Source organism: Agrobacterium sp. LY4, from assembly GCF_001526585.1.
GTDB lineage: Bacteria > Pseudomonadota > Alphaproteobacteria > Rhizobiales > Rhizobiaceae > Agrobacterium > Agrobacterium leguminum.
This window is the reverse complement of the sequence record NZ_ASYA01000010.1, coordinates 13,649-32,987: the sequence shown is the minus strand read 5'-3', so window position 1 is coordinate 32,987 and position 19,339 is coordinate 13,649. Positions and strand designations below refer to the sequence as shown.

General features: G+C 61.1%; 12 protein-coding genes and 1 pseudogene. 7 read left to right on the top strand and 6 right to left on the bottom strand.

The annotated features are described in order from the left end of the window. Positions 1-191: 191 nt before the first annotated feature. From L904_RS09765 to L904_RS09740, 6 genes and pseudogenes are all read right to left on the bottom strand, one after another. Positions 192-1,570 (bottom strand): annotated as a pseudogene (locus L904_RS09765) (GH1 family beta-glucosidase). 762 nt (positions 1,571-2,332) lie between these two features. Further along, positions 2,333-3,643 carry a xylose isomerase gene (xylA, locus tag L904_RS09760; RefSeq protein WP_004433392.1) on the bottom strand — a complete coding sequence of 437 codons (1,311 nt, stop codon included), beginning with the start codon at positions 3,641-3,643 and terminating at the stop codon, positions 2,333-2,335. Positions 3,644-3,882: 239 nt separating this feature from the next. Continuing rightward, positions 3,883-5,337, bottom strand: coding sequence for a xylulokinase (gene xylB, locus L904_RS09755; protein ID WP_031234281.1), 1,455 nt, complete (start codon positions 5,335-5,337; stop codon positions 3,883-3,885). A gap of 104 nt (positions 5,338-5,441) precedes the next feature. Further along, the gene (locus tag L904_RS09750) at positions 5,442-6,464 is read right to left on the bottom strand and encodes a LacI family DNA-binding transcriptional regulator (RefSeq protein ID WP_020812145.1); all 1,023 of its coding nucleotides are present in this window, start codon (positions 6,462-6,464) and stop codon (positions 5,442-5,444) included. Positions 6,465-6,688: 224 nt separating this feature from the next. Then, entirely contained in the window at positions 6,689-8,272 is a 1,584-nt protein-coding gene (locus L904_RS09745) for a DHA2 family efflux MFS transporter permease subunit (RefSeq protein ID WP_003520997.1), read from the bottom strand. Between the two features lie 34 nt (positions 8,273-8,306). Beyond that, a complete protein-coding gene (locus L904_RS09740) occupies positions 8,307-9,521 on the bottom strand; it encodes an HlyD family secretion protein (RefSeq protein WP_031234280.1) in 1,215 nt (404 codons plus the stop codon). A gap of 160 nt (positions 9,522-9,681) precedes the next feature. Here L904_RS09740 and L904_RS09735 point away from each other — a divergent pair, with 160 nt between their 5' ends. The 7 genes from L904_RS09735 (at position 9,682) to L904_RS09705 (ending at position 19,332) form a co-directional block, all read left to right on the top strand. After that, a complete protein-coding gene (locus L904_RS09735) occupies positions 9,682-10,368 on the top strand; it encodes a TetR/AcrR family transcriptional regulator (protein WP_020812143.1) in 687 nt (228 codons plus the stop codon). Between the two features lie 265 nt (positions 10,369-10,633). Next, positions 10,634-11,392 carry a TerC family protein gene (locus L904_RS09730; protein WP_020812142.1) on the top strand — a complete coding sequence of 253 codons (759 nt, stop codon included), beginning with the start codon at positions 10,634-10,636 and terminating at the stop codon, positions 11,390-11,392. Between the two features lie 148 nt (positions 11,393-11,540). Further along, positions 11,541-11,852, top strand: a complete 312-nt coding sequence (locus L904_RS09725; protein ID WP_020812141.1) for a GIY-YIG nuclease family protein — start codon at positions 11,541-11,543, stop codon at positions 11,850-11,852. A 241-nt stretch (positions 11,853-12,093) separates the two neighbouring features. After that, positions 12,094-13,866 (top strand): SLC13 family permease, encoded by a 1,773-nt coding sequence (locus L904_RS09720; protein ID WP_020812140.1) that lies wholly within the window; start codon positions 12,094-12,096, stop codon positions 13,864-13,866. Between the two features lie 212 nt (positions 13,867-14,078). Further along, complete coding sequence (gltX, locus tag L904_RS09715) at positions 14,079-15,536, top strand: glutamate--tRNA ligase (protein WP_031234279.1); 1,458 nt, start codon at positions 14,079-14,081, stop codon at positions 15,534-15,536. Between the two features lie 250 nt (positions 15,537-15,786). Then, entirely contained in the window at positions 15,787-17,286 is a 1,500-nt protein-coding gene (gene lysS, locus L904_RS09710; RefSeq protein ID WP_020812138.1) for a lysine--tRNA ligase, read from the top strand. Positions 17,287-17,592: 306 nt separating this feature from the next. Then, entirely contained in the window at positions 17,593-19,332 is a 1,740-nt protein-coding gene (locus L904_RS09705; RefSeq protein ID WP_020812137.1) for a patatin-like phospholipase family protein, read from the top strand. Positions 19,333-19,339 lie beyond the last annotated feature (7 nt).

Below are 19,339 nucleotides of genomic sequence, written 5' to 3'. Positions count from 1 at the left end.
GGCGCTGACACGTCGCCTGCTACCGGATGCGGCGCGTAAAGTTCATGCACGGCCGTCCCCCAACCCTCATTCCTGTGCTCGTCACAGGAATCCAGCCGACACGCGTCTGCGTGGCGGAAAGACTCTTTTCAGCCCAAGGACTTGGGCTGGCTGGATCCCTGTGACAAGCACAGGGATGAGGGAGGTGACCGTTACGGCTTCGCCAGACCATGGTTCCCCTTCGGAAAGCCGAAGCCAGCGCACTATACCATTTGCCGCTGTTCTTCAGCGTCCGCACCTGCGTGTCGTAATCCACATGCACGAGACCGAAACGCATGCGATAGCCCTCGGCCCATTCGAAATTATCCATCAGGCTCCAGGCGAAATAACCGCGCATCGGATAGCCGTCGCGGATGAGATCGGCGACGATGCCGAGATGTTCGGCGTAATAGTCGAGACGCGGCTGGTCATCCACCTCGCCGTTTTCCACGCCCATATTATAGCAGGCGCCGTTTTCGGTGATGTAGCATTCCGGCAGGTCGTAACGTTTATAGAGCGTTTCCACCAGCGACTGGAGCGCCGGGGCATAGACCTCCCAGCCGATATCGGTCTTCACATCGCTGACGGCCGGGGCCGGTGTCGTGGCGGGGAATTCCGCGCCCGGTGTCGCATCGTCGGCGACACGCATCGGCGTGTAATAATTCAGGCCCCACCAGTCGAGTTTCTGGCTGATGATGGAAAGGTCTTCCGCCTCCACCACCGGCATGCGGCTTCCCAACGCCTCCATCATCTCGGCCGGATATTCACCCTTGAAGACCGGATCGAAAAACGCGCCGTTGTGGAACTGGAAGGCCCGTTCGGCGGCCTTGAGATCGGCCTCGTTATCGGAAGCCGGGATGACGGAGTGGGCGTTCAGCACCAGCCCCACCGGCACCTTCGGCGCGACATGGCGGGAGGCTTCCACGCCGAAACCATGGGCGAGATTGATGTGATGCATGGCGGCAAGGGCTGCCTCCATGTTGCGCTCGCCCGGCGCATGAATGCCATAGAGATGGCTGAGCCACACCGCGCACCAGGGTTCGTTGAAGGTCGCCACCGCATCCAGCCGGTCGCCCAGGCGAGCCATCACGGTCTTGGCGTATCGCTGGAAGGCGTGCGCAGTGGAGCGCGAGGCCCAGCCGCCATCGCCCATCAGCGTCAGCGGCAGGTCCCAATGGTAAAGCGTCGCATAGGTCTTGATGCCGCGCGCCTTGCAGCCATCGACGAGGCGGTCGTAGAAATCCAGCCCCTTCTCGTTGATCGGCCCGAAACCATCCGGAATGATGCGCGGCCAGGCGATGGAGAAACGATAGGCCTCGACACCCATGTCCTTGATGAGATCGAGATCCTGCTCCCAGCGATTGTAGTGATCGCAGGCAATATCGCCATTGTGACGCTCGAAGACATGGCCCGGCATGTTGCAGAAGGCGTCCCAGATGGAGGGCTTGCGGCCATCCGCCTTCGTGGAGCCTTCGATCTGGAAAGAGGCGGTCGCGACGCCGAACAGGAAATCGCCGGGGAAACGGGCGGCTAGCGTTTTGGGATCGGTCATCTACGAGGCCCTTCTCTGTCCATCGAGCGTGAAAAGATCAGCAGCGGTTTAGACCATGTCGGCCGGCAGGTACAGTCGTGGGCGGCAGGAATCTACAACGTTTCAGGATGCGCAGTTAACAAGTCCAAAGCGCTTTGTATGGGGGAGTGCCACCGCAGCGGTTTGCCGGCGGCACAAGGCATCGACCCGGAGAATGCGGGTGGAATATGGGAGGTGGTGGAAGTCGTTGCATTCACCGGGCCGTATCATCAGGGCCGCATCATCAGGGCCGCCACGGCAGCCCATCGGTCACAGCCTTTTCACGGCACCTATCGGATCGGTCCTTCCCGCCTCTGGCCCGGCGGAATGCCTTTCCGAAACACGATCTGCCAGAACCATGCTTGTCGATGCCGGCCTCCGGTTCGCGAAGGGCGCCGCGCGTATCGCCCTTCCGTTCCGGTTGCGAGAGGAATGATGCGGCTAAATCAGCTGATGGGGATGAGTGGGGACGTATTTTTTGGGAAGTGACTGAAAAGGAAGGAGTGGCGGTGTGGAATTGTCCTCGCCTTTGGGAAGAGATGGCGAGCGGGCCCCCTCATCCGGCCCTTCGGGCCACCTTCTCCCCGGCGGGGAGAAGAAATGTGCAGTGACCGCAGCATATTCTCAGGAGAGGTCGCTTTGGGCAAAGAGCACCCCGCTTGTTCTTCTCCCCGCCGGGGAGAAGTGCCGGAGCGAAGCGAGGCGATGAGGGGGCGACGCTCCCGTTGCCCCCTATTGCCCGCGTCAAACGTAACGATTGACCACGTTTTCGAGATATTCCTGACGGCCGGACTTCGGCTCGGGATTGATATCCTCGCGCTCCACCAGGGCGGCAATCTCTTCCAGCTTCAACTCGCCGCGCAGCATCTTCTGGGCTTCAGCCGAATCCCACCTGGCGTAACGCTCCGCAAGCGGCTTCGACAGCGCGCCGTCCTCGATCATCTTCGCCGCCGCCTTCAGGCCGCGGGCGCAGCAATCCATGCCGCCGATATGGCCGATCAGCAGGTCCTGCGGATCGAGCGACTGACGACGCAGCTTGGAATCGAAGTTGGTGCCGCCATTCTTGAAACCGCCACCGGCTAGAACATGGTAATAAGCGAGAGCCATTTCCGGCACGTTGTTGGGGAACTGGTCGGTATCCCAGCCGGACTGGTAGTCGTTACGGTTCATGTCGATGGAGCCGAAAATGCCGAAGGCATTGGCCATTGCGAGCTCATGCTCGAAGGAATGGCCGGCGAGGATGGCATGGCCCTGCTCGATATTGACCTTCACTTCCTTTTCCAGACCGTTCTTCTGCAGGAAGGCGTAAACGGTGGCGACGTCGTAGTCATACTGGTGCTTGGTCGGCTCCTGCGGCTTCGGCTCGATCAGGATCGTGCCTTCGAAGCCGATCTTGTATTTATATTCCACCACCAGATTGAGGAAGCGGCCGAGCTGGTCGAGTTCACGCGACAGATCGGTGTTGAGCAGGGTCTCGTAACCTTCGCGGCCGCCCCACAGAACATAATTCGCACCGCCGAGCTTCTTGGTGGCGTCCATGCAGGTCTTCACGGTTGCTGCGGAGAAAGCGAAGACGTCCGGGTCCGGATTGGTGGCCGCACCCGACATGAAGCGGCGGTTGGAGAAGAGGTTCGCCGTGCCCCACAGAAGCTTCACGCCGGTATCGGCCTGCTTTTGGGCAAAATAATCAACGATCTCGTTGAGGTTCTTGGTATTCTCCGCGAAGTTCCGGCCCTCCGGGCGCACATCGGCGTCGTGGAAGCAGTAGAACGGCGAACCGAGCAGCGAGAAGAATTCGAAAGCCACATCCGCCTTCAGTTTCGCCGCCTGCATCGTATCTTCGAACCATGGGCGCAGGAAGGTCTGGCCGCCGAAGGGGTCGCCGCCCGGCCAGGTGAAGGTGTGCCAATAGGCCACCGCAAAACGCAGGTGATCTTCCATGCGCTTGCCGGCGACGATTTCGTCGGGGTTGTAATGACGGAAGGCCAGCGGGTTGGTGCTGTCGGGGCCTTCATATTTGATCTTGGCAATATCGCCGAAGAAACCTGTGCTCATGGTGATCCTCCTCTTGGGGTGGGTTTAGATGGTGTTCTGAAATTTCAGGGTCGGCGTTTGCCGCTCTCCCCTCTGTCCTGCCGGACATCTCCCCCTCAAGGGGGGAGATCAGCAGGACGCTATCGATCGCTCCATACTCAGCCTCGCATGAGAGCGAGATGTAGCCGCTTGTCGATCTCTCCCCTTGAGGGGGAGATGCCCGGCAGGGCAGAGGGGGGTGAAGCCGCACACACCGTGTCTCAATGCGAAAGCGCCCGAATAGCCGGATATAGCGCATGATAGCGCCAGTAAGCCTCCTCATAGGCGCCGGCCAGAGCCGCCACCGGCTCGATGGTCCGCGCCGTTTCCGGCTGCGCGCAAACCGCCACCGGATCGGCCCCGGTCGCGGCAATGAGGCCGAGGCGGGCCGCACCGAAGGCGGCGCCGAAATCGCCCTCGGCCGGAATATCGACGGGCACGCCGAGCGAGGTGGCGATGGAGGCCAGCCAATAGGCCGAGCGCGAACCGCCGCCGATGGCGGTGACGCGGGAAATCGAGGTGCCGGCCGACTTTAGCGCTTCAAGATTGTCCCTGATCGCGAAAGTCACGCCTTCCAGCACCGCCTGGGTCAGCGCCTTGCGGTCGCTTTCATGCGAAAGGCCGATGAAGGAGCCGCGAATGGCGGCGTCGTTATGCGGGGTGCGCTCGCCAGAGAGATAGGGCGCAAAGGTGACACCGGTCGGTGCAAGCAGCGTTTCGCCCAACTCGCCGGTCAGATCGGCGGCGGATTGGCCGGTGAGGCGCGAATACCAGTTCAGCGCATCGGTGGCGGAAAGGATGACGCCCATCTGGTGCCAGGTATTGGGCAGCGCATGGCAGAAGGCATGCACGGCGCTTTCAGGCTTCGGCAGGTAAGATACATTGGCGGCGAAAAGCACGCCGGATGTGCCGAGCGAGACGAAGGCATGGCCCTCCTTCACCGTTCCCATGCCGCAGGCGGAAGCGGCATTGTCGCCCGCGCCGCCGGCAACGACGGTGCGGCCGGAAATCCCCCATTCGGAGCCAAGTTCGGCGCGCAGCACGCCCGCCTCATCCGTGCCTTCCACCAGCGAGGGCATGTGTTTTTCATCCAGACCGGTGGCGGCAAGAAGTTCGGAAGACCATTTGCGTGCGCCGGTATCGAGCCAGGAGGTGCCGGCGGAATCCGACATTTCGGAGATGTATTCGCCCGTCAGCCACAGACGCAGATAATCCTTCGGCAGCAACACCTTGGCCACTTTCGCGAAGATTTCAGGTTCGTTCTTCGCCACCCAGGCAAGTTTCGGCGCGGTGAAGCCGGGGAAGACGATGTTGCCGGTGATCTTGCGGAAACGAGGATCGGCATCCAGCGCGGCGGCCTCGGCATAAGAGCGCGTGTCGTTCCACAGGATGCAGGGGCGCAGCACCTTGCCGGCCGCATCGATCAGCGTCGCGCCATGCATCTGGCCGGAAAGGCCGATGCCCTTGACGGCGGCAAGCTCCTTCGGAAACTTCTGCTTCAGGCCGGCAACGGCGGTTTTCGTCGCGGCAATCCAGTCGGCCGGATCCTGTTCCGACCAGCCGTGATGCGGGCGCGAAACGTCCAGCGAGCCGTTGGCCGAGCCGATGATTTTCTGATCGCCGTCCATCAGCAGGGCTTTGACGCCGGATGTGCCAAGATCGAGACCGAGATACATGTATTTCTCCATTCCGGCGCGCCACGCGCCGCTTTCAGCGGTTTTAAGTGTCACCGCATTTCCGGACGGAAAACCGGCGGCCACTTTTCCTGGAAATGCTCTCATCAGGGAAGATTGTCCCTGAGGAATATGTCGATACGGATACGTTCCTGCGCGGCGATGACGGGCAGGCCGTCGGCCCGCGCCTTCAACACGCGGATGGCGCTGCGCACCTCATGGCCGGCATCCTGGTTGAGCACGGCGTCCAGCAGCCCTTCCCGCAGCGCATTGGCGGTGTTTTCCGTCAGCTCATGGGCGATGACCGAAAGCGCTCTTTCGCCCTCTGCCGCGCCAAGCGCCCGGATGAGGCCGCGATTGCCCGCGCCGAGGCTGTAGATGCCTGACAGCGCGGCATTGCCCAGCGCCTTGCGCACCAGCGTCTCGACGGTGAGCGGATCGTCCCTGCCCTCCAGCACCGGCAGCAGCCGCAATTGCGGAAATTCGGTCTCGATGACGGCGCGAAATCCTTCCAGACGTTCTCGATGGTCGCGCACCAGCATGGAGCCGGCCACAACCGCGACATCGCCGCCGCGCCCGGAGAGAAAACGTCCCATCAGGCTCGCCGCCGTGCGCCCGGCCGCGACGTTGTCCACGCCGGCATAATGATCCCGCCGCGAACCGGAAAGATCGGACACCAGCGTCACCGTGGCGATGCCGTCTTCGGCCAGCCGGTCGGCGGCTTCCGCCACATCCTCGGAATCGGTGGCGACGAAGGCGACGCCCGAGGGCTTTTCCCGCCGCGCGACTTCCAGAGCCTCCGTCAGCGCCGTGGCATTGAACGGCGGCACCTCGATGACGCGGATCGCCGTGCGCTCCAGATGCGCCCGTGCCGCTGCGGCCCGCACTTCGGCGCGCAGCGTCGCCATGAAGGAATTGTCATTGCCCGGCAGGATGAAGACCAGCGAATAATTGCGGCCCTTGGCCAGATTGGCGGCCGCGATATCGCGCACGTAACCAAGCTCGGCAATGGCCGCCTCCACCCGTGCCCGCGTTGCCGCATGCACGCCGGGGCGCATGTTCAGCACCCGGTCGATGGTGGCGAGACTGACGCCCGCCCGCTCGGCGATATCGTGAACTGTCGGCTTCATGGCTCCTCCCTCCCCTTTGCATATCCAGCTTTGCGGTCGAGGTAAACTGAAAAATGATGTACGTACCTCATATTTCACGGAAAGCCGGGATCATGAATTGGGTGCGGACTTCTCCCCGGCGGGGAGAAGAAATATGCCGCCCTCGCTCGCTCCATATTCAAAACAAAAAAGGGGCCGTCATTTCCGACGGCCCCAGCTCTGCGGTGGATGGGAGGGGATTCTTGTTAGTGCGCCGCGTCTGGCGGCGGCGCTGCCTTGGGTTTCTGGATCAGCACGGTCATGAAGATCAGGCTCGAGAACAACAGCGTCAGCGCGAAGAACACATCCGCGAAGGCCAATATCCATGCCTGCTGCGAGACCATGCCGACCAGTTTCTTGACGGCGACGGACGCGCCGTCCAGCCCGTAGGAATCGTAGTTGGCGCCGACACTGTTCAACCATTCCAGCGCCTGCGGATTGGAATAGCTCACATGTTCGGCCAGCCGCACATAATGGTCGTCCGTGCGCTGCGACAGCATGGTGTTGATGATGGCAAGACCGACCGCGCCGCCGAGGTTACGGGTAAGGTTGAACAGGCCGGACGCATTGCGGATGCGGGCCGGCGGCAGGGTGCCGAGCGCGATGTTGTTGATCGGCACCATGCACATCATCAGGCCGAAACCGCGCAGGATCTGCGGGATCAGCAGCTCGTAGAAATCCCAGTCGGTCGTCACATGCGTCATGATCCATGTGCCGCAGCCGAAGCTGATGAAGCCGATGGCCATCATCGCCCGCGGGTCGAGCTTGGTGGAGACCTTGCCGGCAATCGGCGCGGTGAAGAACATGGCAAGACCGGAGACGAACATGGTCTCGCCGATCATCAGCGCATCGTAACCGCGCACCCGGCCGAGATAGAGCGGGTAAAGATAGGTCAGCCCGTAAAGCCCGATGCCCATGACGAAGGAAAACAGCGAGCCGATGGAGAAGTTGCGGTCGGCGAAGGCGCGGATATCGACGACAGGGAATTCCACCTTGAAGGCGCGCCAGAAGAACACGACCGCGCCGATGACCATGGCGACCGTTCCCATGACGATATGCTCGTCGTTGAACCAGTCCTTGTTGTTGCCCTCTTCAAGCACATATTCCAGCGAGCCGAGGAAGACCGCCATGGAGATCAACCCCCACCAGTCGAACTTCTTCCAGAGCGACTTTTCCGGCTTGTCGAAATCGATCAGGCTCCAGGTGAGGATGGTGACGATGATGCCGGGGATGATGTTGACGAGGAACAGCCAGTGCCAGGAAAAGGCATTGGAGAGATAACCGCCGACCGTCGGGCCGATGGTGGGCGCAAGCGTGGCGACGAGACCGATGATCGGTGACACGACCGAACGCTTCGAAGGCGGGAAGATCGTGAAGGCGGCGGCGAAGACGGAGGGGATCATGCCGCCGCCGATAAAGCCCTGGATCGCGCGATAGACGATCATCTGGTCGATATTGGTGGCTGTGGCGCAGAGCGCGCTCGATATGGTGAAACCGGCCGCGCAGGTGGCGAAGAGAACGCGCGTGGAGAGAATGCGCGCCAGCGTGCCCGACAGCGGGATCATGATGACTTCGGCGATCAGATAGGAGGTCTGCACCCAGGCGATCTCATCGGAACCCGCGCCGAGACCCGCCTGGATTTCCGCCAGCGAGGCGGAGACGATCTGAATGTCGAGGATGGACATGAACATGCCGAAGACCATCGCAAAGAACGCGATGAGCCTGCGCCTGTCCATCGGGGGATCGGCGGGGATGGACGCCCCGCCCGTACCGACAACCGTAGCCGCCATGATCTTGACCTCAACGGCGCATCAGCGATGCGCCTTACTTGGCTTCCGGGTTAACTTGCGCCGTTTTCGTGGTTTCCGGCGCCGTGCGGGTATCGACATCGACAACGACGCTGAGGCCGGCGCGCAGATTGTGCCTGGCGAGGTCTTCCCTGGAGAAGACGATGCGCACCGGCACGCGCTGGATGACCTTGGTGAAGTTGCCGGTCGCATTTTCCGGCGGCAGCATGGAGAAGACCGAGCCCGAGCCGGGCGAAATCGACTGCACCGTGCCTTCAATGGTCGCGTCGTCAAAGGCGTCGACATGCACGCGCACCTTCGAACCGGGCACGACGCGGGCAAGCTGCGTTTCCTTGAAATTGGCGTCGATATAAAGCTCGTTCATCGGCACCAGCGAAGCCAGACGCTTGCCGACCGAAACCAGATCGCCGTTCTGAACCGCCAGATTGCCGATGACGCCGTCATAGGGCGCCTTCAGAACCGTGAAGGAAAGATCGCGGGCGGCCTTGTCGCGGGAAAGCTGCAGCGAACGCACCGTGCTTTCGGCCTCCTCGCGCTGGGCGCGCAGGAGTTCCACATTGGCCTTGGCCGAGGAGATGGCGGCATCGCCGGCCACGACATTCGCCCTGGCCTGATCGAGCGCGACCTGCGCATTGTCGGAAGCGGCAACCGTGCCGACATCCTTCGCCTGCAGCTCACTGGCGCGCTTCTGGGTGATTTCGGCACCGCGAAGGGCGGCATCCAGCGCACCCTTCTGGGCGACGGCCTGTTCCAGCGAAGCTTCGCCGCCGACGATCTGCGCATCGATGCGCTTCAGCGACAGTTCTTCGGTGCGGATCTGGGCTTCGGCCTGATCGAGCGCGATGCGATAATCGCCGTCGTCCAGCGTCACCAGCGGATCGCCCGCCTTGACTTCCTGGTTCTCGACCACGTTGACCTTGGCGACATAGCCCGAAACCTTCGGTGCGATGACGGCGATATCGCCTTCTATATAGGCGTCGTCCGTCGACACCATGAAGCGGCCGTCGACCCACCAGTTGTAACCGTACCAGCCGGCGCCGGCGAGAAGGGCAACGGCGATGACCGGCAGAAGCTTGGAACGCTTCTTCTGCTTTGGCGCCGCAATGGTCTGGGGCTGCTGCGGCGGCGCGGCCTCAGCCGGCTTTGCCGGAGAGGTCTCGGCCTTGGCGGAGATATCCGCCTCTTCCGCATCGTTGACGGCGCGAACCGCGCTATTCTTCTGGGCCGACATGGGAGCTTACCGTGATAAATTGAAGAAAGTTTTTCGAACTGAACCGTTCGGTTCGATTGACATAATCTCTTTCCTGACACATATCAAGTGTTATCGAACCGATTGGTTCGACGTTCGGTTAATTTTTTTTACGCCATTGCGATGCTAAGAGACGGTAGCGATGGCAGGTGAAGACAGGGATATGGAGACGGAAACGGAAACGGGCTGTTCGGGCAATGCCGCCGGGCGTTTTGCGGCGGGTGAAGACCCGGCCAAACGCGAGCAGATTCTGGCGGGCGCCTGGCGTGTGTTCAAGCGCAAGGGTTTCGATGCGGCCAGCATGAACGACATCACGCGCGAGGCGGGCGTTTCCAAGGGCACGATCTATGTCTATTTCTCCAACAAGGAGGATCTGTTCGCGGCGCTGGTCGATCACCACCGGCAGGAATTCGCCACCTCCATGCGCAATATTCTGGCCGGCACCGAAGAGGTGCGCGACGGGCTGAGACAATTCGGCAAGGCCTTCGCCAACAAGATGATCTGCTCGGAGATGATCCCGGCCATGCGCTCGGTCATCGGCGTCATCGACCGCATGCCGAAGCTGGCGCAGCGCTTCTTCATCGCCGCACCCAACAATGTCCGCACCGTGCTTCAGGATTTCATCGAGCACCATGTCGCGCTCGGCCATTTGAAGGTCGATGACGTGGAACTGGCCGCCCGGCAATATATCGAGCTTTCCACCGGCACCTTCTTCAAGCTGCGCCTGTTCGGAGAGATCGAAGGCCCGGTTCCGGAAGAAGAACTGGACCGGGTGATCGCCAGCGCCATCAAGGTATTCATGGCCGCCTACGGAACCGACAAGGCCTGAAATCATTTAGAGTTTTTTCGCTTTTCTCCGAATCGCGAAAACACTCTAACTCTTTGTTCTGGCGCATTCCCGGACGGAAAACCGGGGGCCACTTTTCCTGGAAATGCACTCGCAACGGCATGAACGCCAATACGCGGTCTGCGCGAAATTTCGATGAAATCTTGCGCCCCGGAGCCATCAACTCCTTGTTTCTCGCGTATTGCGCTATAAATTCCACCCACCGAATGTTTCGGCTGGCCTTGTTGCTGAAAGGAAAACCTACCTGATGGAGTCCATTCTCCCTCTTCTATCTGACCCCGCCGCCTGGGTGGCGCTCGTCACGCTGATCGTCATGGAGGTCGTGCTCGGCATCGACAACCTGATCTTCATCTCCATCCTCACCAACAAGCTGCCGCCCGAACAGCGCGAAAAAGCCCGCAAGATCGGTATAGGCCTTGCGCTCGTCATGCGTCTCGGCCTGCTCGGCACCGTCGCATGGATCGTGCAGCTCACCACGCCGGTCTTCGAACTCTTCGGCCACGCCTTCTCCTGGAAGGACATGATCCTGATCGCCGGCGGTCTCTTCCTGATGTGGAAGGCCACCAAGGAAATCCACCACAATGTCGACCCGGAAGACCACAAGGAAGACATGGTGGGCGGCCCCGTGGGCATGAATTTCGGCGCCGCCATCGGCCAGATCCTGCTGCTCGACCTCGTCTTCTCGGTGGACAGCATCATCACTGCCGTCGGTATGACGCCGCATCTGCCGATCATGATCGTCGCGGTCATCGTGGCCGTCACCGTAATGCTGCTGGCCGCAACGCCGCTCGCCAACTTCATCGAGCGCAACCCCACCATCGTCATGCTGGCGCTCGCCTTCCTGATGATGATCGGCACGACGCTGATCGCCGAAGGCATGGGCTTCCATGTTCCGAAGGGCTACGTCTATGCCGCCATGGCGTTCTCGGCGCTGGTGGAACTGCTCAACATGCTGGCCCGCAATGCGAGGCGTCGGAAGAAGGCGAGTGCGGAAGAGGCGCATTGACCGCACTTCCGTCATGCCGGACTTGATCCGGCATCCAGTCAGCCCAAGTCCTTGGCTGAAAAAACTCTTCTCGCCGCGCAGACGCGCGGCGGCTGGATACCGGATCAAGTCCGGTATGACGGAAATAACTTCGTCTCTTGCCAAAACAATGACCTTTGCGCATGCTTTTCTCATGCGCCAAGGTTACGTTTATATTCTTACATCCAAAAGAAACGGTACGCTCTATACTGGCGTAACAAGCGACCTTTCTCACCGTTTATATGAACATCAGAACAACCGGACGCCCGGATTCACAACCCGTTATGGCGTTAAGACGCTTGTGTGGTTCGAAACATACGATCTCGTCACGGACGCAATTGCGAGAGAAAAGACGATAAAAAACTGGCCGCGGGCATGGAAGATCAAGTTGATTGAAGATCTCAATCCAGCCTGGGACGACATTGCCCATTTTCTTCTCTGACGATGCCTCCGCTCCGTCATGCCGGAATTGATCCGGCATCCAGCCAGCCCAAGTCCTTGGGCTGAAAAGACTCTTCTCGCCGCGTGAGGCCGCGTCGGTTGGATGCCCGCTCACGGCCGGTATGACGAAGAGATAGGAGTGACATCACCAGCCCGGAACCGCTTCACCCCGGCTTGCGTTCTTCGATATCCTCATCGATAGAGTCATTCCCGCCGCCTCTCCTTCGAAAGCATAAGCCAGCATGACGACAGACCAGATCCTCGCCTTCACCGTCATCGCCGGCATGATGGTCGCGTTCATCTGGGACAGGCTGCGGTACGATGTCGTGGCCTGCAGTGCACTGCTCGTGGCCGTCGCGCTCGGCGTCGTGCCTTTCGAAAAAGCTTTTTCCGGTTTTTCCGACGATATCGTCATCATCGTCGGCAGTGCGCTGGTGGTCAGTTCGGCGGTAGCGCGGTCGGGCATCGTCGATATGACGATCAAGAAATATTTCCCCGAAATGCACTCCAAGAGCCTGCAGCTCGCCTTCCTGATGATCGTCGTCGCCGTCATGTCGGCCTTCATCAAGAATATCGGCGCGCTCGCCATCATGATGCCGGTCGCCTTCCAGTTCGCCCGCAAATCCGGCAGCCCGGTCTCCTATTATCTGATGCCCATGGCTTTTGCCGCCCTGCTCGGCGGTCTGATGACGCAGATCGGCACCTCGCCCAACATCGTCGTCTCGCGGCTGCGCGAGGAAATGACCGGGCAGAGTTTTTCGATGTTCGACTTCACCCCCGTCGGCGCGGGGCTGACCGTCATCGGCATCGTCTTCCTGACTTTCGGTTACCGGCTGCTGCCGGTGCGCAACCGCCAGCAGGCATCGGTGGAGGATATTCTCGACCAGTCCGCCTATACCGCCGAAGCCACCCTGCCCGCCGACAGCACCCATGCGGAGAAGCCGCTGCGCGAATTGCTGAAACAGGCCGATGGCGATGTGATCGCCAGCACCATCCTGCGCGGCCCCCGGCGCATCTCCCCCTTCCCCGACGTGACGCTGAAGGCGGGCGACACGATTCTTCTTGAAGGCAGCCCGGAGGGGCTGGACCGCATCGTCTCGCAGGCGAAGCTTTTGCTTTCCGGCAAGCCGCTCACCGAAAACGGCCAGAAAACCGCCGATCTCATCTCCATGGAAGCGGTCATCAGCAATGAATCGGTGCTGAGCGGCATTTCCGCGCGTGAGCTTTCTTTGTCCTATACGCGCGGCGTCAATCTGATCGCCGTCAGCCGGCGCGGCCAGCGTGTCAGCCAGCGGCTCTCCGAGCTGACATTGCAGGCGGGCGACGTCATTCTTCTGCAGGGCAGCCGCAAGAACCTGCCGCAGGTATTGCAGGAATTTTCGCTCTTGCCGCTGGCGCAGCGGGAAATCCTGCTGGGCGTGCAGCGCCGCGCGCTTCTGCCCGTCATCGTGCTCGCCGCCGCCATGATCGCCGCCGGCAGCGGGTTGGTACCGGTCTCGGTCGCCTTTTTCGCCGCCGCCTTCATGATGATCGTGGTCGGCGCAATACCGCTCACCGAAGTCTATAAATCCATCGACGGGCCGATCCTCGTCATGCTCGCCGCCCTCATTCCCGTCAGCGACAGCCTGCGCACCAGCGGGGCGAGCGAACTGATCGCCGCCTGGCTCGGTCATGCCGCGCAGGGATTGCCGCCTTTTGCGGCGCTCGGCATGATCCTGCTCACCGCCATGGCGGTAACGCCCTTTCTCAACAATGCCGCGACCGTGCTGGTCATGGCCCCCATCGCCGCCGGTTTCGCCACCACGCTCTGGTTCCGGCCGGAGGCCTTCCTGATGGCGGTGGCGATCGGCGCAGGCTGCGATTTCCTCACCCCCATCGGCCACCAGTGCAATACGCTGGTCATGGGTCCGGGCGGTTATCGCTTCAGCGACTATCCGCGCCTTGGCCTGCCGCTATCGATCATGATCGTCATCGCCAGCATTCCCATGCTGCTTTACGTCTGGCCAGTGAGCTAGGGCTCTCAGCTGGGACGCTGAACCAGCGCGGGCTTCGTATTTCCTTGACGCCTGCGGCAGAATATGGCCTAAGCCGAAGCCGAACGGGAATGTGCAAAAGGCGCTTTCATTGCGTCTTCCAACATGATTTCCTGCCGCATCCAAACGAAAACATCGTGACAGACGGGTGAAACCGCCCCGATGTCACTGCCACGTCACGACGAGTGAATTTCATGACCACTTCCGGCGTTCGCGTCCGCATCGCACCTTCCCCCACCGGCGAGCCGCATGTCGGCACTGCCTATATCGCGCTGTTCAACTATCTCTTCGCCAAGAAACACGGCGGCGAGTTCATCCTGCGCATCGAGGATACCGACGCCACCCGCTCGACCCTTGAATATGAGCAGAAAGTGCTGGAAGCCCTGCGCTGGACCGGCCTCACCTGGTCGGAAGGCCCGGATGTCGGCGGCCCCTACGGTCCCTACCGCCAGTCCGAGCGCAAGGCCATGTACTGGCCCTATGCCGAAGAGCTGCTGGAAAAAGGCCATGCCTTCCGCTGTTTCTGCACGCCCGAGCGGTTGGAAGAAATGCGCGAAGCCCAGCGCGCCGCCGGCAAGCCGCCGAAATATGACGGCCACTGCCTTAACCTGAAGGCCGAGGAAGTCACCGCCCGCGTCGCCGCCGGCGAGGCCAACGTCGTGCGCATGAAAATCCCGACAGAAGGCTCGTGCGATTTCCATGACGGCGTTTATGGCGATGTCTCGATCCCGTGGGATTCGGTCGATATGCAGGTGCTGATCAAGGCCGACGGCATGCCGACCTATCACATGGCCAACGTCATCGACGACCATCTGATGAAGATCACCCATGTGGCGCGCGGCGAAGAATGGCTGGCATCCGTGCCCAAGCACATTCTGCTTTACCGTTATTTCGGCTGGGACCAGCCCACGTTCATGCATCTTTCGCTGATGCGCAACGCCGACAAGTCGAAGCTTTCCAAGCGCAAGAACCCGACCTCGATCTCCTATTATTCCGCGCTCGGCTACCTGCCGGAAGCGCTGATGAACTTCCTTGGCCTGTTCTTCATCCAGATCGCCGAAGGCGAAGAGCTTCTGACCATGGACGAGCTGGCGGCGAAATTCGATCCGGAAGCGCTGTCCAAGGCCGGCGCCATCTTCGACATTCAGAAGCTGGACTGGCTGAACGGCCGCTGGCTGCGCGAGAAGCTTTCGCCGGAGGAGTTCATTTCCCGCACGCTGGAATGGGCGATGGAAAATGCCCGCCTCACCGAAGGCCTGAAGCTTGCCCAGAGCCGCATTTCAAGACTCGGAGAATTGCCGAACCTCGCCGGCTTCCTGCTGGCGAGCGATGTTGGCCTGACGCCGGCTTCCTTCGCCGGGCTGAAGAGCAAACCGGAAGAAATCCACGAAATCCTCACCACGGTTGCCGCCGACCTCGAGAAGATGCCGGACTGGAATGTGGAAGCGATCGAGGCCGAACTGCGCGATGTCGCCGAACGCACCGGCAAGAAGCTGCGCGTCGTGACGCCGCCGCTGTTTGTGGCCATGTCCGGTTCCTCGCGCTCGCTGCCGTTGTTTGACTCGATGGCGCTGCTTGGCCGCTCCGTGGTGCGCCAGCGTTTGAAGATGGCGATTGCTGTCGTGGCCACGATGGTGGGCAGCGGAAGCTGATAGTTTACGTGCTGGCGGTGACGCCGGCATACTGAATATACCCCTTTGCTTGGGGCTTACCCCCTCTGCCCTGCCGGGCATCTCCCCCTCAAGGGGGAGATCGACAAGCGGCTGACACCTTGCCCATGGAACGGGCGGGCGCGGCATCTGATCTCCCCCTTTGAGGGGGAGATGTCCGGCAGGACAGAGGGGGGTAAGCCCGGAGCGCACAGGGTAACCGCAACGAACAAGGCCGCTGAAGGCGAATACGATGAACGACAAGACGACCGAAACCACCGCCCTCTCCTCCGACGCCACCGAAGTGCGCCGCCAGAAACTTGCGCTGCTGCGCGAGCAGATCGGCGATGTCTATCCGGCGCATTTCCACCGCACGCTGACCAATGCGGAGCTGGCGGAAAAATACGCCGATATCGAAGCCGACGTCGAAACCGGCGATACGGTGACGGTGGCCGGCCGCGTTTATTCCTCGCGCAATTCCGGCATGTTCATGGATATCCATGACGCCTCGGGCAAGGTGCAGATCTTCTCCCACAAGGATACGACGCCGGAAGCAGCGCGCAACCTTTTGCCGATGATCGATATCGGCGACATCATCGGCGTGACCGGCAAGGTGCGCCGCACCAAGCGCGGCGAGCTGACGATCAACGCCGAAGAAATCACCATGCTGACCAAGTCGCTGCTGCCGATGCCCGAAAAGTGGCATGGCGTCTCCGACATCGAGCTGCGTTACCGCAAGCGCCATCTGGATATCCTCTCCAACGAGGAATCCAAGCTGCGCTTCCTGCAGCGTTCGAAGATCCTCTCCGGCATCCGCCGCTTCATGGAGGCCGAAGGCTTCCTCGAAGTGGAAACGCCGATGCTGCAGACCATCTATGGCGGCGCGACGGCCGATCCGTTCAAGACCTTCCACAACACGCTGAAGATGGACATGTATCTGCGCATCGCGCCGGAACTGTTCCTGAAGCGCACGCTGGTTTCGGGCCTCACCGACAAGGTCTTCGAAATCAACCGCAACTTCCGCAACGAAGGCGTTTCCACAAGGCACAATCCTGAATTCACCATGATGGAGTGCTATTGGGCCTATGCCGACTACGAAGACATCATGGGTCTCGTGGAGCGGCTGTTCGAGACGCTGGCGATTGCCCTGCACGGCACGACCGAAGTTGAATTCCAGGGCCAGACGATCTCCTTCAAGGGTCCGTTCAAGCGCGTGCCGATGCCCGACGCGGTGAAGGAAGCGACCGGTATCGATTTCCTTGGCCTCAAGACCGACGAAGAAGCCCGCACCGCCGCCAAGGCTGCCGGTTTTGCTGTCGAGAAGGACTGGACCTGGGGCGAATGCCTTGCCTTCATCTTCGAAGAAAAGGTGGAAGGCACGCTGATCCAACCGAGCCACGTGACGCATTTCCCGAAGGACATCTCGCCCTTCGCCAAGGAAGTGCCGGGCGAGCCGCGCCTCGTCGAGCGTTTCGAAAGCTATTGCAACGCCTGGGAAGTAGGCAACGCCTTCTCCGAACTCAACGATCCGGAAGAACAGCGCCGCCGCATGGTGGAGCAGCTGGAGCAGGCGCACGCCCGCGGCGAAAAGGACAAGCAGCTGGACGACGAATTCCTCGACGCCATCGACCAGGGCATGCCGCCCGCCGGCGGCCTCGGCATCGGCGTCGATCGCCTGATCATGCTTCTGACCAACGCCCCGTCGATCCGCGACGTCATTCTCTTTCCGGCCCGCCGCAACAAGGCGGACTGATCGGACGAAACCTGGGGCGGCCTCACGGCCGCCTTCCGCGCCCCAACTTTCTCGTTAGTGGCGAAGGGGCATATTTTCTTGACGTCGGAGAGTGTGGCGAGGTTTCGCCCCGTTTGTCTGTCGGTTTTCCCCTCCATAGATAGACGCTCGCAAGTAACTATCCGGCTCTCAGCGAACGGATCGCGTCGGTTTATTTAACTTTCAGTAGAATATACTGGCGATATCGCCTCAACTTGTGATACCCATTCTCCATCATTCGCATTGTGTTTGACGGCTTTCGATCAGGAGCCGCCGGGGGAGATACGCATGCCCGAGAATGAGCTTCCCAAATACCAGCCCGATATGTTCGCCGCACCTGAAAAGGAATGCGACGTGGTGATGAAAGGTGGCATCACCTCCGGTGTCGTTTATCCCTATGCCGTTCTGGAACTGGCGCGCCGGTATCGCTTCCGCTCGATAGGCGGCACATCGGCCGGGGCGATTGCCGCCGCCTTTGCGGCGGCGGCGGAATATTCCCGCACGGTCAGAAACGATCCGGATGGTTTCACCCGCCTGCAGGCTCATTGCGACACGATACCCACCATTCTGGACAGGCTTTTCCAGCCGCAGCGCCGTTTTCGCCCGCTGATGCGTTACCTGCTGTGGGCGCAGGCCGGCGGCTGGCCGGGCAAGGTTTTGGGCTTGCTCCTGGCTTTTCCGCTGGCAGCCATAGCCGGCATTGTCATCGGCGCCGGCGCCTTGTGGGTTCTGGGCGGCGGTTGGGCCGGGTCGGTTCTCGGCGGATTGGTGGGAATGCTGGCCGGCATCCTCGGCCAGATCCTGTGGCTGGTTTTCTACCGGTTGCCAAGGGACGGCTTCGGTTTCTGCTCGGGACTAACGGTTTCCGATGCCGAGGTTCCGGGCCTGACGGAATGGCTTCATGCATCGATCCAGGACATCGCTTTCGGCAGCGATGCCGCAACCGCGCCACCGCTGACCTTCGGCGACCTCATCGGTGCGGAGCCGGAGAAACCGGTCATCAACCTGAAGATGGTCACGACGAACCTGTCGATGCGGCGGCCGCACACGCTTCCGACCACCAGTCTCATGGTGGCTTACGACCCGACGGAATGGAGCCAGCTCTTTCCCGCGGCCGTGATGAACTGGCTGAAGCAGATCGCAACACCGGGCGGCCCCTTTCCCGAACTCAAGGCTTTTCCGGAGCCCGCCCAGTTGCCGGTCATCATCGCAACGCGCATGAGCCTGAGCTTCCCGGTGCTGTTCAAGGCCATTCCGGCCTATACCAACGATCGCGGCACGCTGGATATCGTGCAGCGTCTCGGCGGCAAAGCGCGGCCCGTCATGAAGGCGAAAATCTGGTTCTCCGATGGCGGCATCAGCAGCAACTTCCCCATTCATCTTTTCGATGCCCTGCTTCCGTCGCGCCCCACTTTCGCGCTTAGCCTCGATGAATTGCCGAAATCCATCGCAAGTAGCGGCAAGCGCGTCACGATCCCGCAGGCGGCGGGCGAAGGGATCGGCGTGCCCGTTCACAAGATGGAAAAAATGAGCGGCTTTCTCGGCAGCATCCTCAGTTCGGCGAAGGACTGGCAGGATCAGTCGCTCGCCACCATGCCGGGCCAGAGAGAACGCATCGCCCGCGTTTTCCTCAACGAGGAGGAAGGCGGGCTGAACCTCACCATGCCGCCGGAACGCTCTGCGAAGCTGATGAGCTACGGCCTCGAGGTCGGATCGCTCTTCGCCAACGGCGCGCTGGATTTCGACGAGCATCGCTGGCGACGGACGCTCGTTGCCTATGATCGGCTGGAAGACACGGTGTTTGCGACTGAGCGGCTGTGGAACGAAGGCAAATATCAAGACTGGCTGACGGGCTATATCGACGAGATAAAGAGCTACGAAGCCGTGACAAAAGGTGATCGGGAAAAGCTGATCGCCCGCATTGCCGCCTTTGCCGCCCTGTCGCAGAGTTTCTCTCCGGCAATCGTCAACAAACGGAAGAAATTTCCAAATCCGGCTGGCCGCCTGCGGATCGGGCCGGATATCTGACACGTCA

Coding starts and splice junctions, on each gene's coding strand:
- L904_RS09735 (WP_020812143.1), top strand. CDS start 9,682: ATGGCAGGTGAAGACAGGGATATGGAGACGGAAACGGAAACGGGCTGT.
- lysS (WP_020812138.1), top strand. CDS start 15,787: ATGAACGACAAGACGACCGAAACCACCGCCCTCTCCTCCGACGCCACC.
- xylA (WP_004433392.1), bottom strand. CDS start 3,643: ATGAGCACAGGTTTCTTCGGCGATATTGCCAAGATCAAATATGAAGGC.
- gltX (WP_031234279.1), top strand. CDS start 14,079: ATGACCACTTCCGGCGTTCGCGTCCGCATCGCACCTTCCCCCACCGGC.
- L904_RS09740 (WP_031234280.1), bottom strand. CDS start 9,521: ATGTCGGCCCAGAAGAATAGCGCGGTTCGCGCCGTCAACGATGCGGAA.
- L904_RS09745 (WP_003520997.1), bottom strand. CDS start 8,272: ATGGCGGCTACGGTTGTCGGTACGGGCGGGGCGTCCATCCCCGCCGAT.
- L904_RS09725 (WP_020812141.1), top strand. CDS start 11,541: ATGACCTTTGCGCATGCTTTTCTCATGCGCCAAGGTTACGTTTATATT.
- L904_RS09705 (WP_020812137.1), top strand. CDS start 17,593: ATGCCCGAGAATGAGCTTCCCAAATACCAGCCCGATATGTTCGCCGCA.
- xylB (WP_031234281.1), bottom strand. CDS start 5,337: ATGTATCTCGGTCTCGATCTTGGCACATCCGGCGTCAAAGCCCTGCTG.
- L904_RS09720 (WP_020812140.1), top strand. CDS start 12,094: ATGACGACAGACCAGATCCTCGCCTTCACCGTCATCGCCGGCATGATG.
- L904_RS09730 (WP_020812142.1), top strand. CDS start 10,634: ATGGAGTCCATTCTCCCTCTTCTATCTGACCCCGCCGCCTGGGTGGCG.
- L904_RS09750 (WP_020812145.1), bottom strand. CDS start 6,464: ATGAAGCCGACAGTTCACGATATCGCCGAGCGGGCGGGCGTCAGTCTC.